Source organism: Salmonella sp. 5800 (assembly GCF_046558195.1).
Taxonomy (GTDB): Bacteria; Pseudomonadota; Gammaproteobacteria; order Enterobacterales; family Enterobacteriaceae; genus Salmonella; species Salmonella enterica.
The window spans coordinates 862,118-882,494 of the sequence record NZ_JBGDOX010000001.1 but is presented as its reverse complement, the minus strand read 5'-3'; the positions used below and the strand labels follow the sequence as shown (position 1 = coordinate 882,494).

At 56.2% G+C, this 20,377-nt stretch carries 13 protein-coding genes; 5 read left to right on the top strand and 8 right to left on the bottom strand.

From position 1 onward, the window contains the following. Positions 1–33: 33 nt before the first annotated feature. From baeR to mdtA, 6 genes are read right to left on the bottom strand one after another with little or no spacing between them, the layout of a single operon-like run. On the bottom strand, positions 34–756 hold the full coding sequence (baeR, locus tag ACLJZ5_RS04475; protein ID WP_000137854.1) for a two-component system response regulator BaeR: 723 nt from the start codon (positions 754–756) through the stop codon (positions 34–36). Next, the gene (baeS, locus tag ACLJZ5_RS04470; RefSeq protein ID WP_024797564.1) at positions 753–2,156 is read right to left on the bottom strand and encodes a two-component system sensor histidine kinase BaeS; all 1,404 of its coding nucleotides are present in this window, start codon (positions 2,154–2,156) and stop codon (positions 753–755) included. The genes baeR and baeS overlap by 4 nt, the downstream gene beginning before the upstream one ends. Beyond that, positions 2,156–3,568, bottom strand: a complete 1,413-nt coding sequence (locus ACLJZ5_RS04465; RefSeq protein ID WP_000137818.1) for an MFS transporter — start codon at positions 3,566–3,568, stop codon at positions 2,156–2,158. The genes baeS and ACLJZ5_RS04465 overlap by 1 nt, the downstream gene beginning before the upstream one ends. Beyond that, complete coding sequence (mdtC, locus tag ACLJZ5_RS04460; protein ID WP_024798502.1) at positions 3,565–6,645, bottom strand: multidrug efflux RND transporter permease subunit MdtC; 3,081 nt, start codon at positions 6,643–6,645, stop codon at positions 3,565–3,567. The genes ACLJZ5_RS04465 and mdtC overlap by 4 nt, the downstream gene beginning before the upstream one ends. Next, a complete protein-coding gene (gene mdtB / locus ACLJZ5_RS04455; RefSeq protein WP_024798501.1) occupies positions 6,646–9,768 on the bottom strand; it encodes a multidrug efflux RND transporter permease subunit MdtB in 3,123 nt (1,040 codons plus the stop codon). Continuing rightward, complete coding sequence (mdtA, locus tag ACLJZ5_RS04450) at positions 9,768–11,009, bottom strand: multidrug efflux RND transporter subunit MdtA (RefSeq protein WP_023181959.1); 1,242 nt, start codon at positions 11,007–11,009, stop codon at positions 9,768–9,770. The genes mdtB and mdtA overlap by 1 nt, the downstream gene beginning before the upstream one ends. Before the next feature lie 282 nt (positions 11,010–11,291). Here mdtA and ibsA point away from each other — a divergent pair, with 282 nt between their 5' ends. Then, positions 11,292–11,351: a type I toxin-antitoxin system Ibs family toxin gene (ibsA, locus tag ACLJZ5_RS04445; RefSeq protein WP_001805500.1), complete on the top strand. Its 60-nt coding sequence runs from the start codon at positions 11,292–11,294 to the stop codon at positions 11,349–11,351. Positions 11,352–11,449: 98 nt separating this feature from the next. On the opposite strand, the gene yegD is transcribed toward ibsA, so the two are convergent. Beyond that, positions 11,450–12,802 (bottom strand): molecular chaperone, encoded by a 1,353-nt coding sequence (gene yegD / locus ACLJZ5_RS04440; protein ID WP_024797560.1) that lies wholly within the window; start codon positions 12,800–12,802, stop codon positions 11,450–11,452. Between the two features lie 133 nt (positions 12,803–12,935). Between yegD and alkA the strand changes: the two genes are divergently transcribed. Then, positions 12,936–13,805 carry a DNA-3-methyladenine glycosylase 2 gene (alkA, locus tag ACLJZ5_RS04435; protein WP_024797559.1) on the top strand — a complete coding sequence of 290 codons (870 nt, stop codon included), beginning with the start codon at positions 12,936–12,938 and terminating at the stop codon, positions 13,803–13,805. On the opposite strand, the gene ACLJZ5_RS04430 is transcribed toward alkA, so the two are convergent. Beyond that, on the bottom strand, positions 13,773–16,763 hold the full coding sequence (locus tag ACLJZ5_RS04430; RefSeq protein ID WP_024797558.1) for an MASE1 domain-containing protein: 2,991 nt from the start codon (positions 16,761–16,763) through the stop codon (positions 13,773–13,775). The genes alkA and ACLJZ5_RS04430 overlap by 33 nt on opposite strands. A 330-nt stretch (positions 16,764–17,093) precedes the next feature. Here ACLJZ5_RS04430 and udk point away from each other — a divergent pair, with 330 nt between their 5' ends. The 3 genes from udk to asmA all read left to right on the top strand — a co-directional run bounded on the left by udk (position 17,094) and on the right by asmA (position 20,302). Continuing rightward, the gene (udk, locus tag ACLJZ5_RS04425; RefSeq protein WP_000132082.1) at positions 17,094–17,735 is read left to right on the top strand and encodes a uridine kinase; all 642 of its coding nucleotides are present in this window, start codon (positions 17,094–17,096) and stop codon (positions 17,733–17,735) included. A gap of 90 nt (positions 17,736–17,825) precedes the next feature. Further along, the gene (gene dcd, locus ACLJZ5_RS04420) at positions 17,826–18,407 is read left to right on the top strand and encodes a dCTP deaminase (protein ID WP_001234783.1); all 582 of its coding nucleotides are present in this window, start codon (positions 17,826–17,828) and stop codon (positions 18,405–18,407) included. A 38-nt stretch (positions 18,408–18,445) separates the two neighbouring features. After that, positions 18,446–20,302, top strand: a complete 1,857-nt coding sequence (gene asmA, locus ACLJZ5_RS04415; RefSeq protein WP_024798500.1) for an outer membrane assembly protein AsmA — start codon at positions 18,446–18,448, stop codon at positions 20,300–20,302. The last annotated feature ends 75 nt before the right edge of the window (positions 20,303–20,377 follow it).

Below are 20,377 nucleotides of genomic sequence, written 5' to 3'. Positions count from 1 at the left end.
CTTACGACCTTGTTATTGTTATGCCAATAATCATTATACCAGGCGACACGCATCCGCTTCCCAGCGATATCCCACCCCGTAGACCGCGCGTATAAATGACTGTTCGGCATCCAGCGATTCCAGTTTACGGCGCAGGTTTTTAATGTGGCTGTCGATAGTACGATCGGTCACCACACGGTAGTCGTCGTAGAGGTGGTTTAACAACTGCTCGCGGGAAAAAACTTTACCCGGTTCAAGCGATAAGGTTTTTAGCAGGCGGAATTCAGCGGGGGTTAAATCCAGCGCTTTACCACACCAGGAGGCCTGAAAGCGGCTTTCATCAATCATTAACGGGCTTTCGGCATCCTGCTGCTGGAGTTCGCGCTGCGGTTTACAGCGGCGCAAAATGGTTTTCACGCGGGCCACGACTTCGCGCGGGCTGTAAGGCTTACAGATATAATCATCGGCGCCGATTTCCAGCCCAAGCAGCCGGTCGATCTCTTCGATTTTGGCCGTGACCATCACAATGGGGATGTCGGAAAAACGGCGAATCTCCCGGCATAGCGTCAGACCATCGGTACCCGGCAGCATCAGATCCAGCAGGATCAGATCCGGCGGCGTTTGACGCACATACGGCAGTACCTTGTCGCCATGATTGATGAGCGTGGGGGCGTAACTCGCCGCGCGTAAGTAGTCAATAAGCAGCTGTCCCAGCTTGGGTTCATCTTCAACAATCAAAATGCGCGGCGTGTTTTCATCAATGGGTAATTCAGTCATACTTCTCTCTGTAAATCGCGATCCAGCGGTAACTCTACTGTAATGCTAACCCCGCCAAAAGGCGAATGAGTGGCGTGAAGATGACCGTTATGCGCGTGTACAATATTGACGCATATTGCCAGCCCCAGTCCAGAACCGCCGCTGGCGCGGTTACGGGACACTTCCGTGCGGTAAAAACGGTCAAAAAGCTTTTGTAACTGTTCATCGCTGACGCCCGGTGCAGAATCGGCAAAGGTCAGGAATAATGATTTGTCGCGTTGTTCGGCGGAAATATGCAGGCCGCCGCCGCTGTCGGTGTAGCGCAGACTGTTTTCCAGCAGATTATTAAACAGTTGCATCAGGCGATCCGGGTCGCCGAAGACGGTCATGCTATCCGGCAACGCGTAATGTAGCGTTAGCCCCCGGCTGGTAAAGCGTTCTCTGAACGCGCCGCCAGCGACTTCCAACAGGGGAACAAGATCGACGGTCGTTTTTTGGTAAGCCAGCGCGCCCTCGTCAGACAACGACAGCTGATGCAGGTCGTCAACCAGTTTGGTAAGCGTACCGACTTCCGCCTGTAGCGAGGTAACCGATTCTGGCGTGAACTGGCGAACGCCATCCTGAATGGCTTCCAGTTCGCCGCGCAATACCGCCAGCGGCGTGCGCAGTTCGTGGGAAATATCCGCCATAAAGTCGCGGCGCATCTGCTGGTTTTTTTCCAGCGTGCTGGCAAGCTGGTTAAAGTCCTGCGCCAGTTTTCCCAGCTCATCGGCGCTGGTTGGGGTCACGCGCGTGGTAAAATCCCCCGCCGCCAGCCTGTGCGTACCCTCGACCAACCGTTTGACCGGGGCGAGCAGGCCACGCGCCAGCAAAAATGTCGCCAGCGCGGCCAGCAACGTTGATAACGCCACGATCATCCAACTGGCGCGCCGCTGCTGCATATCAAAATTAATATCCGTATTGCGCGTCAGCCGCTCGACAGGCGAGGCGATAATCGCGCCGACTTCGACGCCATTGACCAGAATGGGGCGGCGAGTACCGTCATGCGGCACCGGACCGCGTGGGCCGACCAGCACCCGGCCATTTTGATCGACGACCCAGAACTGGGTGCGCCAACCGTGCGGCGGCATACCGGGGCCGGGTTTATCCCGGTCGTTGTCATGCTCAAATGAACGCAGAATCTGGAAAACGAAGCGATCGTTGTTGCGTAAAAAACGCCAGTTGCCGTGTTGCTGGTACTGGTCGCCCAGCGCATCGCCCAGCATTTGTAGCCGCTGCTCGTTGCCGTGTTTGATATAGTCAATAAATCCGCGTTCAAAACTGACGCGCACGGCCCAATGCATACTGATCAGCAGCACGATGCAGGTGGCGAAGATCGCCAGAAACAGCTTGCCGGTGATTCCGGGCCGCCAGACTTTCATTACAGGCTCCTTTTACGCCGTGAAATGACCATGTTTTGCTGTGTATCGTTCGGCACGCGGGCAAAAATTATCGCCGGTAGCGCGATAATAACCGCCATACATAACCAGGTGTACATAAAGACGTGATGTGTGGCGCTACTGTCTATCCCGATATGCTGTTGGCCAAACATACCCAGCAGCATTCCGGCAATAGTGACGCCGATACTCATCGAGAGCTGCATAATCATCGATAATAAGCTATTGCCGCTGCTGGCCAGCGTATCGGGAAGGTCTTTTAGCGTTAAGGTGTTCATGGAAGAAAAGCGCGCCGAGTTCACCATTCCCTGCAAAAGCAGTACCAGCGGCAGGAGATAATACCAGCCGAGCAGCGCGACCGACATAAACAACAGGCTAACCAATGCCAGTCCGAGCGTAGTCGCCACCAGAACCCGACGATAGCCAAAACGGTTAACTATCTGCACTACAATCCGCTTCATTCCCATGCTGCCCAGCACCATGGGAATCATCATCAAACCGGCATGAAACGGTGAAAAACCAAGACCAATTTGCAAAAAGACCGGCGTCATAAACGGCAGCATACCGCTGCCGATACGCCCGGCAAAACTGCCCAGCAACCCCAGTGAAAACGTGGGCGTGCGGAACAATCGCAGGCTGAATAACGCGCCTGAGTTTTTTTTGGCATGGAAGAGATAGAGCAGAATGGCTGCCGCGCCGCCCGCAGCAAGTCCGGCTAATGTCCAGGGCGAAATCCCCATGCTTTTACTACCGTCCAGCGCCAGCGTGAGTACCGCCATGCCGATAGCTAACAGCAGGAACCCCGGCAGATCAAAGCGCCGGGTCTCTATGGTGTAGTTTGGCATCAGCATAAAGGTCGCCATAGCGCCGACAATTCCCACCGGGATATTGATCAGAAAGATCCAGTGCCATGAAGCATATTCCACCAGCACCCCGCCCAGCGCGGGGCCGAGTAACGGCCCGATCTGTCCCGGTAGGGTGACGAAGGTCATCGCCGCCATATATTGCGCGCGCGGCACGATTTTCATGACCGTCAGGCGTCCGACCGGCACCATCATCGCGCCGCCTACGCCTTGTAAAACCCGCGCTAATACCAGTTGATTAAGCGTGCCGGAAAGGGCGCAAAACAGCGAACCCAGCGTGAACAGCACAATGGCGGCAAAGAAGATATTACGCACGCCGATTTTATCTGCCAGCCAGCCGCTGGCGGGGAGCATCACGGCGACGGTAAGAACATATGACACCACTACCATGTGCATATGCAGCGGGCTTTCCCCCAGGCTTTTCGCCATGGAGGGCAGCGCAGTGTTGACGATGGTGGTATCCAGCGACTGCATAAAAAAGCCGAATGCCACAATCCAGAGTTGCCAGCGGGTGTTGTCAGGAAGTTCTGTCATATCTCTACTATCGGTTTGCTATTTTTACGCGAAAAACGCAGCCGCAGACGATCGAAAAAGAGGTACACCACCGGCGTGGTATAGAGCGTCAGGAGCTGGCTCATGACCAAACCGCCGACAATGGTTATCCCCAACGGCTGCCGTAATTCCGAACCGTCTCCGCCAGATAACACCAATGGCAGTGCGCCGAACAGCGCCGCCAGCGTGGTCATCATTATTGGACGGAAGCGTAACAAGCAGGCCTGGAAAATGGCTTGTTCCGGCGTCAGGCCGCCGCTTCGTTGCGCTTCAAGCGCAAAATCGACCATCATAATGGCGTTTTTCTTCACAATGCCAATTAATAGCATGATCCCTATCAGGGCGATTAGGCTGAAAGGGGCATTGAAGAGTTCCAGCGCCAGAAGCGCCCCAACGCCCGCCGATGGCAGAGTAGAGAGAATGGTCAGCGGATGGACGTAGCTTTCGTACAGTATCCCCAGCACAATGTAGACGGTAGCGATCGCCGCCACTATCAAAATAAGCTGCGAATTCATGGTCTGCTGGAACACTTGCGCCGTTCCGGAAAAACTGCCGCGTACCGTCGGGGGGACGCCAAGCTGCGTCATGGTGCGATTAATGGCCTCCGTCGCCTGCGATAACGATGTGCCGGTCGGCAGGTTAAAGGCAATCGTGGACGCCGCGGAAAGTCCCTGATGGTTCACCGACAGCGGCGCATTGGCGGGCCGCCATTGGGCGAAATAAGAGAGGGGGATCGCTTTTCCGTCGCGGTTGATAACAAACATTTTCTCCAGCGCGCTGATATCCTGGCTATAGCGCGGATCGACTTCCATCACCACTTTATACTGGTTCATCGGCTGATAAATGGTGGAAATTTGCCGCTGGCCGAAAGCATTATTTAACAGACTGTTTGCGGCCTGAACATCAATACCCAGCCGTGACATGGTGTCGCGGTCGTAGATAAGGTTCATCTCCGCGCCGTTATCCTGCTGATCGGAGTTTACGTCCGCCAGTTGCGGCAGGGCCGAGAGCGCTTTGCGTATTTTCGGCTCCCATTCGCGCAGCGCCGCCAGAGAGTCAGACAGCAATGTGTATTGATAACTGGCGTTAGCCTGCCGCCCGCCGACGCGAATATCCTGTACCGCCATCAGAAACAGCCTGGCGCCGGGTTCTTTTGCCAGTTTGACCCGCAGTCGATCAATGATTTGCTGCGCCGTCTCTTTGCGTTCGCCGCGCGGCTTCAGCGTAATAAACATCATGCCGCTATTCACCCGCGAGCCGCCGGTAAAACCAGTGACATTATTCACCGCCGGATCGTCGCGAATAATTTTCATAAAATCCTGTAGCTTGCCGCGCATGGCCTGGAAAGAGATGCTCTGGTCAGCCTGAATACCGCCCATCAACACGCCGGTATCCTGCTCCGGAAAGAATGTTTTAGGGATGGCGATATAAAGCCAGATGTTCAGCGCAACGGTGCCAAGAAAAACCACACCGACAAGACGCGTATGGTTAAGCACCCATTTTAACGACGTGCCGTAACCCTGTTGCAAAGCTACCAGCAGACGGCCAACGCCCCGTTTACGCGGTTGGGTGCGCGGTTTGCTTGATTTAAGCATCCAGCCGCACATCATCGGCGTCAGCGTGAGCGAGACCACCAGCGAAATGCCAATCGCCACCGAGAGGGTAACGGCGAATTCCCGTAATAATCGCCCTGGCAGACCGCCCATTAACAGCAGCGGCAGAAATACCGCCACCAGCGACAGACTCATGGAGATGACCGTAAACCCGACTTCCCGCGTACCCTGTAATGCCGCCTGCAAAGGTTTCATTCCCGCCTCCAGATGGCGGGCGATATTTTCCAGTACCACAATGGCATCATCAACGACAAATCCGGTCGCGATAGTCAGCGCCATCAGCGACAGATTGTTGAGGCTGAAGCCGCACAGATACATGGCGGCGAAGGTGCCGATGAGCGAAACGGGAACGGCGACGGCGGGGATTAGCGTGGCGCGCCCGGAACGCAGGAATAAAAACACCACCAGGATCACCAGCGCGACAGAGATAGCCAGCGTCTCTTCTACCTCTTGCAGCGACGCGCGAATCGTCGGCGAACGATCCTGGGCGATTTGTAAATCGATAGCGGCGGGGATCATTGCCCGCAGTTCCGGCAGTTTTGCCCGGATGCCGTCGACCGTCTGAATAATATTGGCCTCCGGCAGCTTGCGGATCATCAACAAAATAGCGGGTTTAGCGTTCGTCATCCCGGCGTTACGGACATCCTGCACCGAGTCGGTGACGTTGGCGACGTCGCCCAGGCGTACCGCCGCGCCGTTGTTATAGTGAATAATCAGCGGCTGGTATTCGGCGGCGGTTTTCAGTTCGTCGTTGGTCTGGATTTGCCAGCGGTGGACGCTATCTTCAATTGCGCCTTGCGGTCGGCGTACGTTGGCGCTGTCGATCGCTTCGCGGACCTCATCCAGCGAGACGCCCTGGTTAAAGAGCGCCTGCGGGTTTAAGCCTACACGTACTGCGGGCAGGGAGCTGCCGCCGACGTCAACATCGCCGACGCCGTCAATTTGCGCGATGGTTTGCGCCAGTTGGGTAGAGGCGAAATCATACAGTTTGCCCTGTGACCAGCTCTCCGAGGTGAGCGTTAAAATCATAATCGGCGCGTCGGACGGGTTGGCCTTGCGATAAGTCGGGCGGCTGGGCATTCCGCCTGGCAACAAGCTTTGCGCGGCGTTAATGGCGGCCTGCACGTCGCGCGCCGCGCCGTTAATATCACGATCGAAATTAAATTCGAGAATAATGCGCGTACTGCCGAGCGAGCTGCTGGAAGTCATTTCATTGACGCCTGCAATGCGTCCCAAAGAACGTTCCAACGGCGTCGCCACCGACGAAGCCATGGTTTCCGGCGAGGCGCCCGGTAGCGAGGCGCTAACCATAATCACCGGGAAATCGACCTGCGGCAGCGGGGCGACCGGCAGCAGACGAAAGCCCAGAATGCCGCACAGCGTAATGGCGGCGGCAATCAAAATGGTGGCGACCGGGCGGTAGATGAAAAGGGCGAAAAAGCGCATCTACGCCTCCTCTTTATGGCGCGGAAAGCGACTTTTCACGTACAGCGACAGGCGGTCAAACAGGAGATAAATCACCGGTGTGGTAAACAGAGTTAATACCTGGCTGACCAGTAGGCCGCCCACCATCGCGATCCCCAACGGGCGACGTAATTCCGCGCCAACGCCGGTACTCAACATTAATGGCAATGCCCCGAGCAACGCCGCCAGCGTGGTCATCAGAATCGGTCGAAAACGCAGCAGACAGGCCTGGAAGATAGCGTCGCGCGGGCTCATCCCCTGTTCGCGTTCGGCGGCGAGGGCGAAGTCAATCATCATGATGGCGTTTTTCTTCACGATGCCGATCAGCAAAATAATGCCGATAATGGCGATAATATCGAGCTCGCTACCAGCGATGATCAGCGCCAGCAGCGCACCGACGCCCGCCGTAGGCAGCGTTGAGAGAATCGTGATCGGATGGATAAAACTCTCATACAGCACGCCGAGCACGATATACATCGCCACCACGGCGGCGACAATAAGCCAGACGGTGCTGCCCAGCGCCGCCTGGAAGGCGAGCGTACTGCCCTGAAACTGCGTTGTAATATCCGCTGGCAGGGCGAGCGTTTTTTCCGTATCGAGAATCGCCTGCACCGCATCGCCGAGCGAATAGCCCTCCGGCACGTTAAACGAAAATGTCGTGACCGGGAACTGATCTAAATGATTGATGGAGAGCGGAGCGAAGCGCTGCTCAATGCGGGCAATCGCGCTGAGCGGTACGGTGCCGCCGTCGCGGCTCGTCAGGCGAATCGTCTCCAGCGCCGCCAGGCCCGGTGTGCTGGCGGTATTATGTTCCAGCACGACGCGGTACTGGTTCGCCTGGGTATAAATCGTTGAAATCAGGCGTTGTCCGAACGCGTTGTAGAGCGCGTTATCCACATCCGCCATGCTGATACCCAGACGGCTGGCGCTGTCGCGGTCGACATTCACCCAGGCCGCTAATCCTCGATCTTGCCAGTCGCTGCTTACCTCAGAGAGCTGTGGTAACGACTGTAGCGCGTTCTGCAGTTTTGGCACCCAGTGGCTGAGCGCATCGAGCGTCGTGGCCTGCAGGGTAAACTGATACTGCGTGCGGCTGACCTGCGTGTCGATGGTTAAATCCTGCGTCGGCTGGAGATACAGCGCCACGCCGGGAATCGTCGCCACGGCGGTTTGCAGCCGGGAGATCACCTGCTGCACGCGGTCATCACGCGCATCCAGCGGCTTGAGGTTAATTTGCAGGCGCGCGCTATTCAGCGTGGGGTTAGCGCCGTCTACGCCAACAAAAGTCGTCAGGCTTTGCACCGCCGGGTCCTGTAATATCCGCTCCGCCACCTGGCGCTGACGTTGCGCCATACTGGCATACGATGACGATTGCGGCGCCTGCAGCGTCCCCTGGATAATGCCGTTATCCTGTACCGGAAAGAACCCTTTCGGGATGACTATCCACAGCATAACGCTGAGCAGGAGCGTGGCGAATGCCACGCTCAATGTAAGCCACGGATGGTTGAGCACTTTCGCTAATCCGCGTCCGTAGCTGGCGATCACGCGGTCAAACATCCGCTCGCAGGCGCGGGAAAAGCGGTTTTGTTTACGCAGAGACTGCTGGCTGAGCATACGCGCGCACATCATGGGCGTGAGCGTCAAAGAGACGACGGCGGAGATTAAAATCGCTACCGCTAACGTCACCGCAAATTCGCGGAACAGTCGACCAACAATATCGCCCATAAAGAGCAACGGGATCAGCACCGCAATCAGTGAAAAGGTGAGGGAAATAATGGTAAAGCCGATTTCGCCCGCGCCTTTGAGCGCCGCCGCCAGCGGTTTTTCTCCTTTTTCGATGTAGCGCGAGATGTTCTCGATCACCACAATCGCATCGTCCACCACGAAACCCGTGGCGATAGTGAGCGCCATCAGCGTCAGGTTATTAATGGAAAAATCCAAAAATACCATCACCGCAAAGGTGCCGATAAGCGACAGCGGTACGGCGACGCCGGGAATAATTGTGGCGGGAATATTACGTAAAAACAGATAGATAATCATGACGACCAGCGCGATCGCCAGCATCAGTTCAAACTGGGTATCGCGCACGGAAGCGCGAATATTGGTAGTGCGATCGGACAGGACCGTGACCTTCACCGATTTCGGCAGGCTTTCGGTAAGCTGGGGCAGCATCTGGCGAATGCTGTCCGCTGTCGCAATGATATTGGCGCCAGGCTGGCGTTGAACGTTCATCACGATAGCCGGCGCTTGATTCGCCCATGCGCCGAGCCAGCTATTTTCCGCCCCCTGTTCGACGGTGGCGACATCGCCCAGCCGTACCGGCGCGCCGTTTTGATACGCGATGATAAGCTTGCGGTATTCGTCGGCAGACTGCATCTGATCGTTAGCAGAAAGCGTCACCGCTCGTTCGGGGCCATCCAGACTGCCTTTCGCCGAGTTGACGTTGGCGCCGGTAATTGCGGTACGGATAGTTTCGCTGGTCAGACCGAGCGCGGCGACAGCCTGAGCATTCAGTTTTACACGCACCGCAGGGCGCTGCCCGCCGGCAAGCGTCACCAGCCCGACGCCGGAGACCTGCGAGATCTTCTGCGCCACGCGGGTTTCTACCATGTCCTCTACCTGGGTCATCGGCATCGCATTTGAGGTGACGGCAAGCGTCATAATCGGCGGGTCCGCCGGATTGACTTTGCTGTAAATCGGCGGATTTGGCAGGTCGGAAGGCAATAAATTGGTGGCTGCGTTAATCGCCGCCTGTACTTCCTGCTCGGCAACGTCCAGCGGCAGCGTCAACTGAAACTGTAGCGTCACCACCGATGCGCCGCCGGAACTTTGCGACGACATCTGCTTCAGTCCTGACATCTGGCCGAACTGGCGCTCAAGCGGCGCGGTGACGGCGGAGGTCATGACATCCGGGCTGGCGCCAGGGTAGAGCGTAACAACCTGAATAGTGGGGTAGTCGACCTCCGGCAAAGCGGCGACGGGCAGGAAGCGATAGCCGATAATCCCGGCGAGTAAAATCGCCGCCATCAGCAGAGTGGTGGCCACGGGGCGCAGAATAAACAGACGCGAGGGGCCGCCTGTGCTGCCCGGAGGTAATACCTGCATCAGGCGCGCGCTCCTTTTTGACCTTCATGGCGGGAAGGGGATTTTTCATCCGCCACGGTGGTTTGCGGCTCAACGACCTCGACTTTTGCGCCTTCCGTCAGCCGATCAATACCATCTGTAACGACGCGATCGCCTGCCGACAAGCCTGCGCTGATCACCACGTTTTGGTTATTCTGAATACCGATTTTTACCCGCTTCTTGCTGACGTTATTTTCGTCGTTCAGCACCCACACAAAGTGGCCCTCATTGCCCATTTGCACCGCCGCGGCAGGCACCACAACGGCATTTTGTTCGGTATCGACCAGCATCCGGGCGTTCACAAATTGATTGGGGAACAGCGTATCGTCCTGATTGGTAAAGCGCGCTTTAATTTTGATCGTTCCCGTCGTGGGATCAATCTGGTTGTCCAGACTGAGCAACACACCTTCGCTCAATTTGTGCGAGTTAGTCCGATCCCAGGCTTCTACGACCAGCGTTTTCCCCGCTTTCTGCGCCTGAACCACGGTCGCGATATCGCTTTCCGGCAGAGTAAAAATGAGATCAATCGGGTGCGTTTGCGTAATGACGACAATACCTGCGGTATCGCTGCTGGAAATCTGGTTGCCGACATCCACCTGTTTCAGACCCACGCGTCCCGAGACCGGGGCCGTGATACGACTCCAGTCGAGCTGTAACTGCGCGCTGGCGACATTGGCTTCATCCGCTTTAATGGTTCCCTGGGTTTCGTTGACCAGCGCCTGTTGCGCATCCAGTTCCTGACGGGAAACCAGATTGGTTTTTGCCAGTTGCTGATAGCGCGCCAGATCACGACGCGCATTCGCCAGCGTAGCGTTATCTTTCGCCAACTGTCCCTGAGCCTGCGCCAGGGCGACCTTAAACTGGCTGGGATCGATTTGCGCCAGCAGATCGCCTGCGTTGACCTGCTGACCTTCCTGAAAGTGCAGGGCGATGAGTTGACCGTCCACGCGGCTACGTACCGTAACGGTATTCGCTGCGGTCACGGTACCCAGCCCGCTCAGATAGCGCGGTACGGCTTGCGTGGTCGCGGTCGCGGCCTGTACCGGCGCCAGAGGGCCGTCGCGCATACCGCGGCGACCTGCGGCGGCGGTATGCGGCGCTTGCGCGGCGACGCCCGGCGCGGCGGTCGGGCTTTCGCTACGGCTATGCCAGAACCAGAATGCGGCGGCGGCCACTACAACCCCAATCGCTATTGCCCAGCGGAAAGTATTACTGCCTTTCATCGGTATAAGTTTCTCATCCTGAAACGTTTTGCGGAATGTTGCTCCCTCTATTGTAGTCAGCAGGGAAGGGAGAAAAATGGAGGAATTATGGAACACGGTCGGGATTATTCTGAATGGCGACCCGCTTTGCGAGGCGCTACGCAACTCTCATCGGTGAAAATCGTTAACGCGCCGGAGTGCGGTAAAGTGGCGGCACGGCAATGAAGGTAAGCCACCGATTTCAGCAGGACGCTGAAACGGGAAAGCCCCTCCCGAGGAAGGGGCCAAAATAAGGAAAGGGTTATGATGAAGGTAGTCATCATACTGGTGATACTCTTAGTGATTAGCTTCCAGGCTTACTAAGACACCAGGGGGAGGAGGAATCCTCCCTTACCCTCACTCCTGACGTTAAGCCACATCAAGAATAATGTCAATCCATCAGCACTGAGCTTGCGAGGCGCTTAGCGGAAAACAACCTCCGCCCAGCGCGCCAGTCCTGCGGTGACGGAGCCGAAATCATCGCCGCCAGCGACGGGTATGCCCGGTAGCTGTTCGGAAAGCGCTTTTTTAATCAATGGCGAACGGGCGCTGCCGCCGGTCAGATAGATGACATCCGGTTTTTCCTGCGCGCTGTCCAGCGCCAGTTGCACCTGTTCCAGAATACGCGCCAGCGGTTGATCCAGCGCCGCTTCCAGTCCTTGCTGGTTGATAGCGACCGCCAGGTCGTCGCTGATAAATGGCAGCCTCGCCGTAATATCCGCCTGGCCGGAAAGGGCGATTTTGCTCTCTTCCGCGCAGCGTACCAGGCGGTAACTAAGCCGCTGGCGCCAGACCTTGAGCAGCAACGCGACCTTGTCTGCTTCACGCGCGTTGCGAACCAAATCGTTCAACAGACGACCATTCGCGCTACTGTAAAAATCGCTTTGCGCCGGGACGTCGTTAATCGCCACGGCGTTCCACCACGGCAGCACCGGCAGGGCGATGCCTTTTTCGGTTTCGCCGCCCATGCCCAGCAAAGGCATCAGATTTTTAAAGGCCAGCGCGATATCCAGATCGTTTCCGCCCACGCGGCAACCGCTGTGCCCCAACAGGCTGTTTTCACGATCGGCGCGCTGACGCCACTGCGGCCCCATCAGCAGCATGGAGCAGTCGGTGGTGCCGCCGCCAATATCCACGACCAGCACACGCTTCTCTTCCCGCAGCGTAGCTTCGTAGTCCAGGCCCGCCGCAACCGGTTCGTACTGGAATACCACCTCCTGAAAACCGGCGCGTTTTGCCGCCCGCTCCAGAATACCCTGCGCCTGGCGGTTCGCGTCATCGCCGCCGAGTCCCTGAAAGTTGATCGGGCGACCGATCACCGCCTGGGTAATGGCCTCCGGCAATTGGCTGTGCGCCGTATGACGAATATGTACCATCATGGCGCAGACCAAATCTTCAAACAGCGCGACCTGCTGCGGTTTCAGGCCGCTGGCGCCTAAAAAGGATTTTGGCGATTTGACAAACCAGACCTCCTGGGGATCGTCAATATAGTGCGCCAGCGACGCCAGACCAAACTGTACGCTTTGCGCGCCAACCTCAATATCTTCCTCGCGGTTGTAGCGTATCGCGCGGCGCAGCAGCGCCTGGGTTTCTTCGTCCGTTGCCGGCACATCATGATGGCGATACAGCCACTCGCTCACCGCCTCGCGCGTCGGCGCGCACAGCATAGACGGCAGTAATGCGCTGTTATTCTCCATTGTCAGCAACTGTGGATGCCCGTCGCGCATAATGGCGACCGAGCAGTTTGCCGTACCGTAATCAAATCCTATAAACACCTTAAAATCCCCATGCCAGTGAAGAAGGGGCGTGACTTTAGCGAAATGTCGTCGCGGCGACAACTGGAATATGAAAGCAAGGCGTTACGTGCGATTAGCGTTTATGCTGAAAGGTCAAATAAAGGAGAAAAGTATGTTTACCCTGAGCTGGCAGCCGCCTTACGACTGGTCGTGGATGTTGGGCTTTCTTGCCGCGCGTGCGGTGGACGGCGTGGAAACAGTAGGCGAGGGCTTTTATGCGCGCAGCCTGGTGGTGGGCGAGCATTGCGGACTGGTCAGCGTGAGGCCCCATCTGCCCACCCACACTGTGCAGGTGAGCGTAAGCGCCGGATTACTTCCCGTCGCGCCGGCGTGTCTGGCGAAGGTTTCGCGTCTGTTTGATCTTGACTGCCAGCCCGCGCAGGTTGCCGCCGTGCTGGGGCCACTGGGTGAGGACAGACCGGGGCTGCGTTTACCGGGATCGGTTGATACGTTTGAACAAGGCGTGCGGGCGATACTGGGGCAACTGGTGAGTGTCGCGATGGCGGCAAAGTTGACGGCGAAAGTGGCGCGCCGCTATGGCGAGGCGTTGCCGGATGCGCCCGATTATGTCTGTTTTCCCGGTCCGGAAACGCTGGCGTTGGCCGATCCGCTGGCGCTTAAAGCTCTGGGGATGCCGCTGCGGCGCGCCGAAGCGCTGATTCATCTGGCGCAGGCGACGCTGGCGGGAAAACTGGCGCTCGCCGCGCCGCCGGATATTGAGCAGAGCGTTAAAAATTTACAAACGTTTCCGGGAATTGGCCGCTGGACGGCGAACTATTTCGCCCTGCGCGGTTGGCAGGCAAAAGATATCTTTTTACCCGATGATTACTTAATTAAGCAGCGCTTCGCCGGGATGACGCCCGCGCAGATCCGTCGCTACGCGGAGCGCTGGAAACCGTGGCGTTCCTACGCGCTACTGCATATCTGGTATACCCACGGCTGGCAACCGTCAATGGATAGCGAAATAGCTGGTATTCAGTAACAAATCCAGCGGTTGCGCTTCGGCGATAGTGTCGCCATAAATTAGATCCACGCCAATACGGGAGAGCGTATCCAGCACCTGTGGGTTTTGTACCGGCCCGGCGAGCGTTTTGATGTCCAGATGCTGGGCGTGTCCCTGGATGATCGAGGTCAGCATTTCATCCATTAAACTCTCATGAACGTTGGCGATAAGGTCGCTATCCAGCAGTAAATAATCAGCGATATGCGGGGTCAGTAAATTAAACAGCTGTAAATCGCGCCCGACATGGCTGAGAATCACCTGGCAGCCGCGTTGTCGCAGTTTTCGCAGAGTCGCAGCGGCGGTCTGCGCCTGCTTAACGATAACGTCAGCCGGGATAATCAGATGTAATAACCGTGGCGGCAGTGGGCTATGCTCCAGTTGTTCCAGCAGCTCATCAATAAGGGTCGCGCTGTATAATCCTGCGGCGGACAGCGGCAGCGCAACGCTTAATCCCTTGCTGGCGACGGCGGTCGCCGCATGGTGGAAAAACTCATGGAATACCCGTCGGTCAAGCGCGTGATGCAGCGCGGAGTCGGCTAATCCTGCCCGGAACGCGCGCTCTTCCATCACTTCCCCTTCGCTGGTCCACAGCCTGAGTGAGACCAGCCAAAAGCTGGTGGCCTCCGGCGTACGCGGCGGCGCGACGTTTCTGGCAAGCATTAGCAGGTGGTTATTTTTAATCATATGCCACTGTTCTTCCAGCGGCATCATTCCCTTTGAGGAGGTTAATGCGTGCTGCGGTTCGTACACGGTCAGACGGCCTCGACCGCTATTTTTCGCGGCGTAGCAGGCAATATCGGCCTGAGACACGACCTCTGTGAGCTGGCAGTTATGTTTATTTATCATTGTGATCCCGGCGCTGGCGCCGATCCGATGCAGGCGTCCTTCCCACATAAAGTGATATTCATTAACGGCGTTGATAAGCCGCGTCACGATAAAGCGCGCGCTGTCACTATTACAATCCGGCAGCAACAGGCCAAACTCATCGCCACCCAGACGGGCCAGAAGATCGCCGGAGCGAAGCATACTGAGCATCAGTGACGCGAGCTCGCGCAATAAGGCATCGCCGGCGGCATGTCCCGCGCTGTCGTTAACCGCTTTAAAACGGTCCAGATCGATAAACACCAGCGCATGATGTTGAGGCGATTCCTGTATTGTTTGCAGGCGCTGTTGAAGCTGCTTTTCAAAACTGGCGCGGTTGGCAAGATGGGTGAGGGCGTCATGCGTTGCGCTGTAGCTGAGCTGGCGTAACATTTTTCGTGATTCGGTAACGTCCTGGATAACCAGAACCGAACCAATCTTATCGCCGTCAAGCGTACTGAGCGGCGTGATACTGTAATGAATATCGTAGCTGCCGCCGTTATGACAATGGAGCACTATCTCCTGTTCCATGTCCGATCGCGACCTGTCGGCGCGATAAATATCTTCCAGCAGCGGTCCCTTATTACCTGACGTAATGCGCAGAACCGTTAATAATGGTGCGCCTAAAGCATCCTCTTGCCGCCAGCCGCTCATCTTCTCGGCGATCGGGTTCATAAAGGTGATATTCATCGCGACATCAATACACACCACCGCTTCTCCGATAGAGTCAAGCGTGATGTGCAACCGTTCTTTTTCCTGAAACAGCGCGTCGTTCGCCTGTGTAATACGCTCCATCAACCGCTGGTTTTCCTGCTCGCTTTGCTTGAGATCGTTAATATCTTCAATCTGAGCAATAAAATAGAGAGGTTTATTGTCTTTATGACGAACCAGCGAGACGGCCAGTAGCGCCCAGACGACATCGCCGTTGCGGGTGTAGTAGCGTTTTTCCATGGAATAGCTGTTGATGTCGCCGCGCACCAGCATGTTTAGCTGTTCAAGGTCATTATTCAGGTCTTCCGGCCAGGTCAATTGCTGAAATGTCATCGTGCGTAATTCATCCTGGCTATAGCCAAGAAAATGGCTCAGAGATTTATTGACCTGTAGCCACTGACCCTCCGTACCGACCAGCGCCATACCAATGGCTGAATACTCCATCGCGTTGCGAAAGCGGGATTCGCTCTCGGTGATATGTTTGCGTTCCGTGCGAAACGCGTACATCACCATCGTCATCATATTGGCAGGCAGCAGGATCATTAAAAAAGGCAGCCACGGCATATTGACCATCACGTCGGTTTTCGGCGTGGCGAGCAGCGTGGGGTCATTGGCCAGCATGAGCGAGACCACGATAACGGTAGCTAAAAAAATTAAAAACGCCTCCATTCGCGGCAGGCGCACCGCACTCCACATCAACAGGACGATAACGCACGTAAACGGCCACGGAATATAGCGCATAGCGAGCCAGCTTAGCGCCAGCGTAATGACCAGCGTCAATAGCGTTTCCAGCAACAGATGCGGGTCGCGATGACGCAACAGATAGTGTGGTTTAAACAGTAAACCTAACGGTACCAGCGTCAGCGCGCCGATGGCTTCCGATAATACCCAAATCAGAAACGCTTTCGAGGCGACCGCTTCCGGCGCTATCAGCCAAAATAACAGGCCGCCGAGTAGCGGCGGAATCACGGCGCTGCCGATAGCCAGACGAAACCAGTCATTCAAATTTTGTAAGGGGTTGTAGCTGGGGAGCAGTTTTCGCAGCAGTATCGCGCCAGTGGCCGCCTCGATAATATTTATTGCCGTCCAGCTAAAGTTAAGCGAGGCGGCAGGAAATAAAGTCAGTGAGGCGCCGATGCTGCCGAGCGAGCAGGCGACCGCGATCCCAGGCCACAGACGGCCCGCATGGCGGTAAAACGCGACCATCATAATGGAGGTGGGGAACCACAGCGGCGCGAGTTGGGTGCCGACACGCGATAATACGAGCGAAAAGAGCGTAAAGACAAACGCGACCAGGCCTAAACTGACCAGACGCAATAGCGGGTGGGGGACGGTAACGAAAACATGTTGGGATGGTTTACTCATTACCACTCTATCCGAATTGCCGGTAACGTCGCGGAATACCGGACGCGTCAGTTTACTCTGTGATTATGCTAGTATAAACGCGTAATGATTTATACGCTGGCTGAATATAAATTGTGGCTCCCGGCGTATTCCTCCTCCAGACGGGTCGATAAATCCGCTGTCCGCGTTAAAACTGAACGCTTTTACGTCGCGACGTCGAATGCGCTGCCAACAAATTCACCGTGGCATAGCGCCGGACTGGTATCGCGCTGCTGAAATCCCTATAATTGCCGCGTTTGGCGTTTCGGCGCCCCCCTTCCTTACATCCAGGTTAATCAGGTCGCTAAATTTATGACTGATCAGTCTCATCAGTGCGTCATTATCGGTATCGCTGGCGCATCGGCTTCCGGCAAGAGTCTTATTGCCAGTACCCTTTACCGCGAATTGCGTGAACAAGTGGGTGACGAACATATTGGCGTTATTCCCGAAGACAGTTATTACAAAGATCAAAGCCATCTGTCGATGGAAGAACGCGTAAAAACTAACTATGACCATCCGAATGCGATGGATCACAGCCTGCTATTTCAGCATCTTCAGGCGCTCAAGCGCGGTTCGGCGATTGAATTACCGGTATACAGTTATGTTGAGCATACCCGTATGCAGGAAACGGTTCGCGTAGAACCGAAGAAAGTGATTATTCTTGAAGGTATTCTGTTACTGACCGACGCGCGTTTGCGTGAAGAGATGAACTTCTCTATTTTTGTCGATACGCCGCTGGATATCTGTTTGATGCGCCGTATCAAACGCGATGTGAACGAGCGTGGTCGCTCAATGGATTCGGTGATGGCGCAATATCAGAAAACGGTGCGTCCGATGTTCCTGCAATTTATTGAGCCTTCCAAACAATATGCGGATATTATCGTGCCGCGCGGCGGTAAAAACCGCATCGCTATTGATATTCTGAAAGCGAAAATCAGCCAGTTCTTTGAATAAATCTGGCGAATTGTGTACCGTTCAGTGATAACCTGGTTAGCCCTTGATGTGCTTGATTTAAGGGCTTGATGCGCGAAAGGAGAAAGTGCCATGCGTTTATGCGACCGAGATATTGAAGCCTGGCTGGATGAAGGCCGTTTGTCTATCACCCCGCGACCTCCCGTAGAGCGCATTAACGGCGCGACGGTCGATGTACGTCTTGGCAATAAATTTCGAACCTTCCGTGGCCATACGGCGGCGTTTATCGATCTGAGCGGGCCGAAAGATGAGGTCAGCGCGGCGCTGGATCGCGTGATGAGCGATGAAATCGTTTTGCCGGACGGCGAGGCATTTTATCTGCATCCGGGCGAGTTGGCGCTGGCCGTCACCTTTGAATCCGTTACCCTGCCGCCGGATTTAGTGGGCTGGCTGGATGGTCGTTCCTCGCTGGCGCGTCTGGGGCTGATGGTGCATGTGACGGCGCACCGTATCGATCCTGGCTGGTCGGGCTGCATTGTGCTTGAGTTTTACAACTCCGGGAAGCTGCCGCTGGCGTTGCGTCCGGGTATGCTCATCGGCGCGCTGAGCTTTGAGCCGCTGTCAGGCCCGGCGGCGCGGCCTTATAACCGCCGTCAGGATGCCAAATATCGCGATCAGCAGGGCGCTGTTGCCAGCCGGATTGATAAAGACTGAGCCATTCGGCGCAATACTGCCGGTCCATTGAGGGTAGCATGAGACGATTTCTGACGACGCTGATGATTCTCCTGGTCGTGCTGGTGGCCGGATTCTCTGCGTTGGTATTGTTGGTCAATCCGAATGATTTCCGCGCCTATATGGTGCAGCAGGTTGCCGCGCGTAGTGAATATCAGTTGCAACTGGACGGGCCGCTGCGCTGGCACGTATGGCCGCAACTCAGCATCCTTTCCGGGCGAATGACGCTAACGGCGCGAGGCGCCAGCGAACCGCTGGTGCGGGCTGACAATATGCGCCTGGACGTCGCTTTATGGCCGCTATTGAGTCATCAGCTTCATGTTAAGCAGGTGATGCTGAAAGGCGGGGTGATTCAACTGACGCCGCAAACGGAAGCGGTACGCAGCGATGATGCGCCGGTCGCGCCGAAAGATAATACCTTGCCGGACGTAGCGGAAGATCGCGGCTGGTCGTTTGATATTCGTAGCCTGCGCGTTGCCGACAGCGTGCTGGTTTTCCAGCATGAAAATGATGATCAGGTCACGGTGCGCGATATTCGTCTGAATATGGAACAAGATGCCGAGCATCGCGGCACGTTTGATTTTTCGGGACGCGTGAACCGCGATCAGCGGGATCTTGCTTTATCGTTTAGCGGAACGGTGGATGCTTCCGATTATCCGCATAATTTAACCGCGGGTATTGAGCAACTGCGCTGGCAATTGCAGGGCGCGGATTTACCGGCGCAGGGGATTGAGGGGCAGGGACAACTGCAGGCTCAGTGGCAGGAAGCGCAAAAACGTCTTTCATTTAACCACTTAAATTTAACGGCGAATGACAGTTCTCTGACCGGGCATGTTCAGGTAACGCTGGCGGAGCAGCCGGAATGGCAAATTGACCTCCAGTCCAGCAATCTTAATCTGGACAACCTGTTGCCGCATCATAGCACCGTGGCACAGACGGGCGGCGCGGTGTCGCAGGGGCAAAATACGCTCCCCCTGACCAGGCCAGTTATCGCGTCGCGTGTTGGTGCGCCGCCTTATCAGGGGCTGCAAAGCTTTACGGCGGAGATTACTTTACAGGCGGATTCAGTTCGCTGGCGGGGAATGGACTTTACCCAGGTTTCGACGAAGATGTCTAATCAGGCCGGATTGCTGGATATTACTGAGTTGCAGGGGAAACTGGCCGACGGAGAGATGTCGCTGCCCGGCACGCTGGACGCCCGCACCGCCAGTCCGCGCATCGAGTTCCACCCTCGCCTCAACCATGTTGAGATTGGGACTATCCTGAAAGCCTTTAATTATCCGATTAGCCTGACCGGTAAGATGTCGCTGGTTGGCGATTTCTCCGGAGCGGATATTGACGCGGAGGCATTTCGCCACAGCTGGAAAGGAAAAGCGCATGTTGACATGAGCAATACGCGCCTTGAAGGAATGAATTTCCAGCAACTGGTGCAGCAGGCCGTAGAGCGAAGCGGCGGCGACGCGCAGCAGTCGCAGGAAAATATGGACAATGCGACCCGACTGGATCGCTTCACGACCGATCTGACGCTAAATAAGGGCACGCTGACGCTCGACGACATGGTCGGGCAATCTTCTATGCTGGCGTTAACCGGCAGCGGAACGCTGGACCTGGTTAAGCAGAGCTGTGATACGCAATTTAATCTGCGTGTGCTGGGCGGATGGAACGGCAATAGCAACCTGATCACCTTCCTGAAAGAGACGCCGGTGCCGCTGCGCGTCTATGGCAAGTGGCAGGAGCTGAACTATACCCTGCAAGTGGATCAGTTATTGCGCAAGCATTTACAGGATGAGGCGAAGCGTCGGCTCAACGACTGGGCGGATCGCAATAAAGATACCCGCAACGGTAAAGATGTGAAGAAACTGCTGGATAAGCTGTAGTTTTTGGCCAAAGGGCAGAGCCGGATGGCGAGGTTAACGCGCCTCCGGCCTGCCTGGTAAGCAGGCCGGGGCAGG

Coding starts and splice junctions, on each gene's coding strand:
- baeR (WP_000137854.1), bottom strand. CDS start 756: ATGACTGAATTACCCATTGATGAAAACACGCCGCGCATTTTGATTGTT.
- baeS (WP_024797564.1), bottom strand. CDS start 2,156: ATGAAAGTCTGGCGGCCCGGAATCACCGGCAAGCTGTTTCTGGCGATC.
- ACLJZ5_RS04465 (WP_000137818.1), bottom strand. CDS start 3,568: ATGACAGAACTTCCTGACAACACCCGCTGGCAACTCTGGATTGTGGCA.
- mdtC (WP_024798502.1), bottom strand. CDS start 6,645: ATGCGCTTTTTCGCCCTTTTCATCTACCGCCCGGTCGCCACCATTTTG.
- mdtB (WP_024798501.1), bottom strand. CDS start 9,768: ATGCAGGTATTACCTCCGGGCAGCACAGGCGGCCCCTCGCGTCTGTTT.
- mdtA (WP_023181959.1), bottom strand. CDS start 11,009: ATGAAAGGCAGTAATACTTTCCGCTGGGCAATAGCGATTGGGGTTGTA.
- alkA (WP_024797559.1), top strand. CDS start 12,936: ATGTTTACCCTGAGCTGGCAGCCGCCTTACGACTGGTCGTGGATGTTG.
- ACLJZ5_RS04430 (WP_024797558.1), bottom strand. CDS start 16,763: ATGAGTAAACCATCCCAACATGTTTTCGTTACCGTCCCCCACCCGCTA.
- udk (WP_000132082.1), top strand. CDS start 17,094: ATGACTGATCAGTCTCATCAGTGCGTCATTATCGGTATCGCTGGCGCA.
- dcd (WP_001234783.1), top strand. CDS start 17,826: ATGCGTTTATGCGACCGAGATATTGAAGCCTGGCTGGATGAAGGCCGT.
- asmA (WP_024798500.1), top strand. CDS start 18,446: ATGAGACGATTTCTGACGACGCTGATGATTCTCCTGGTCGTGCTGGTG.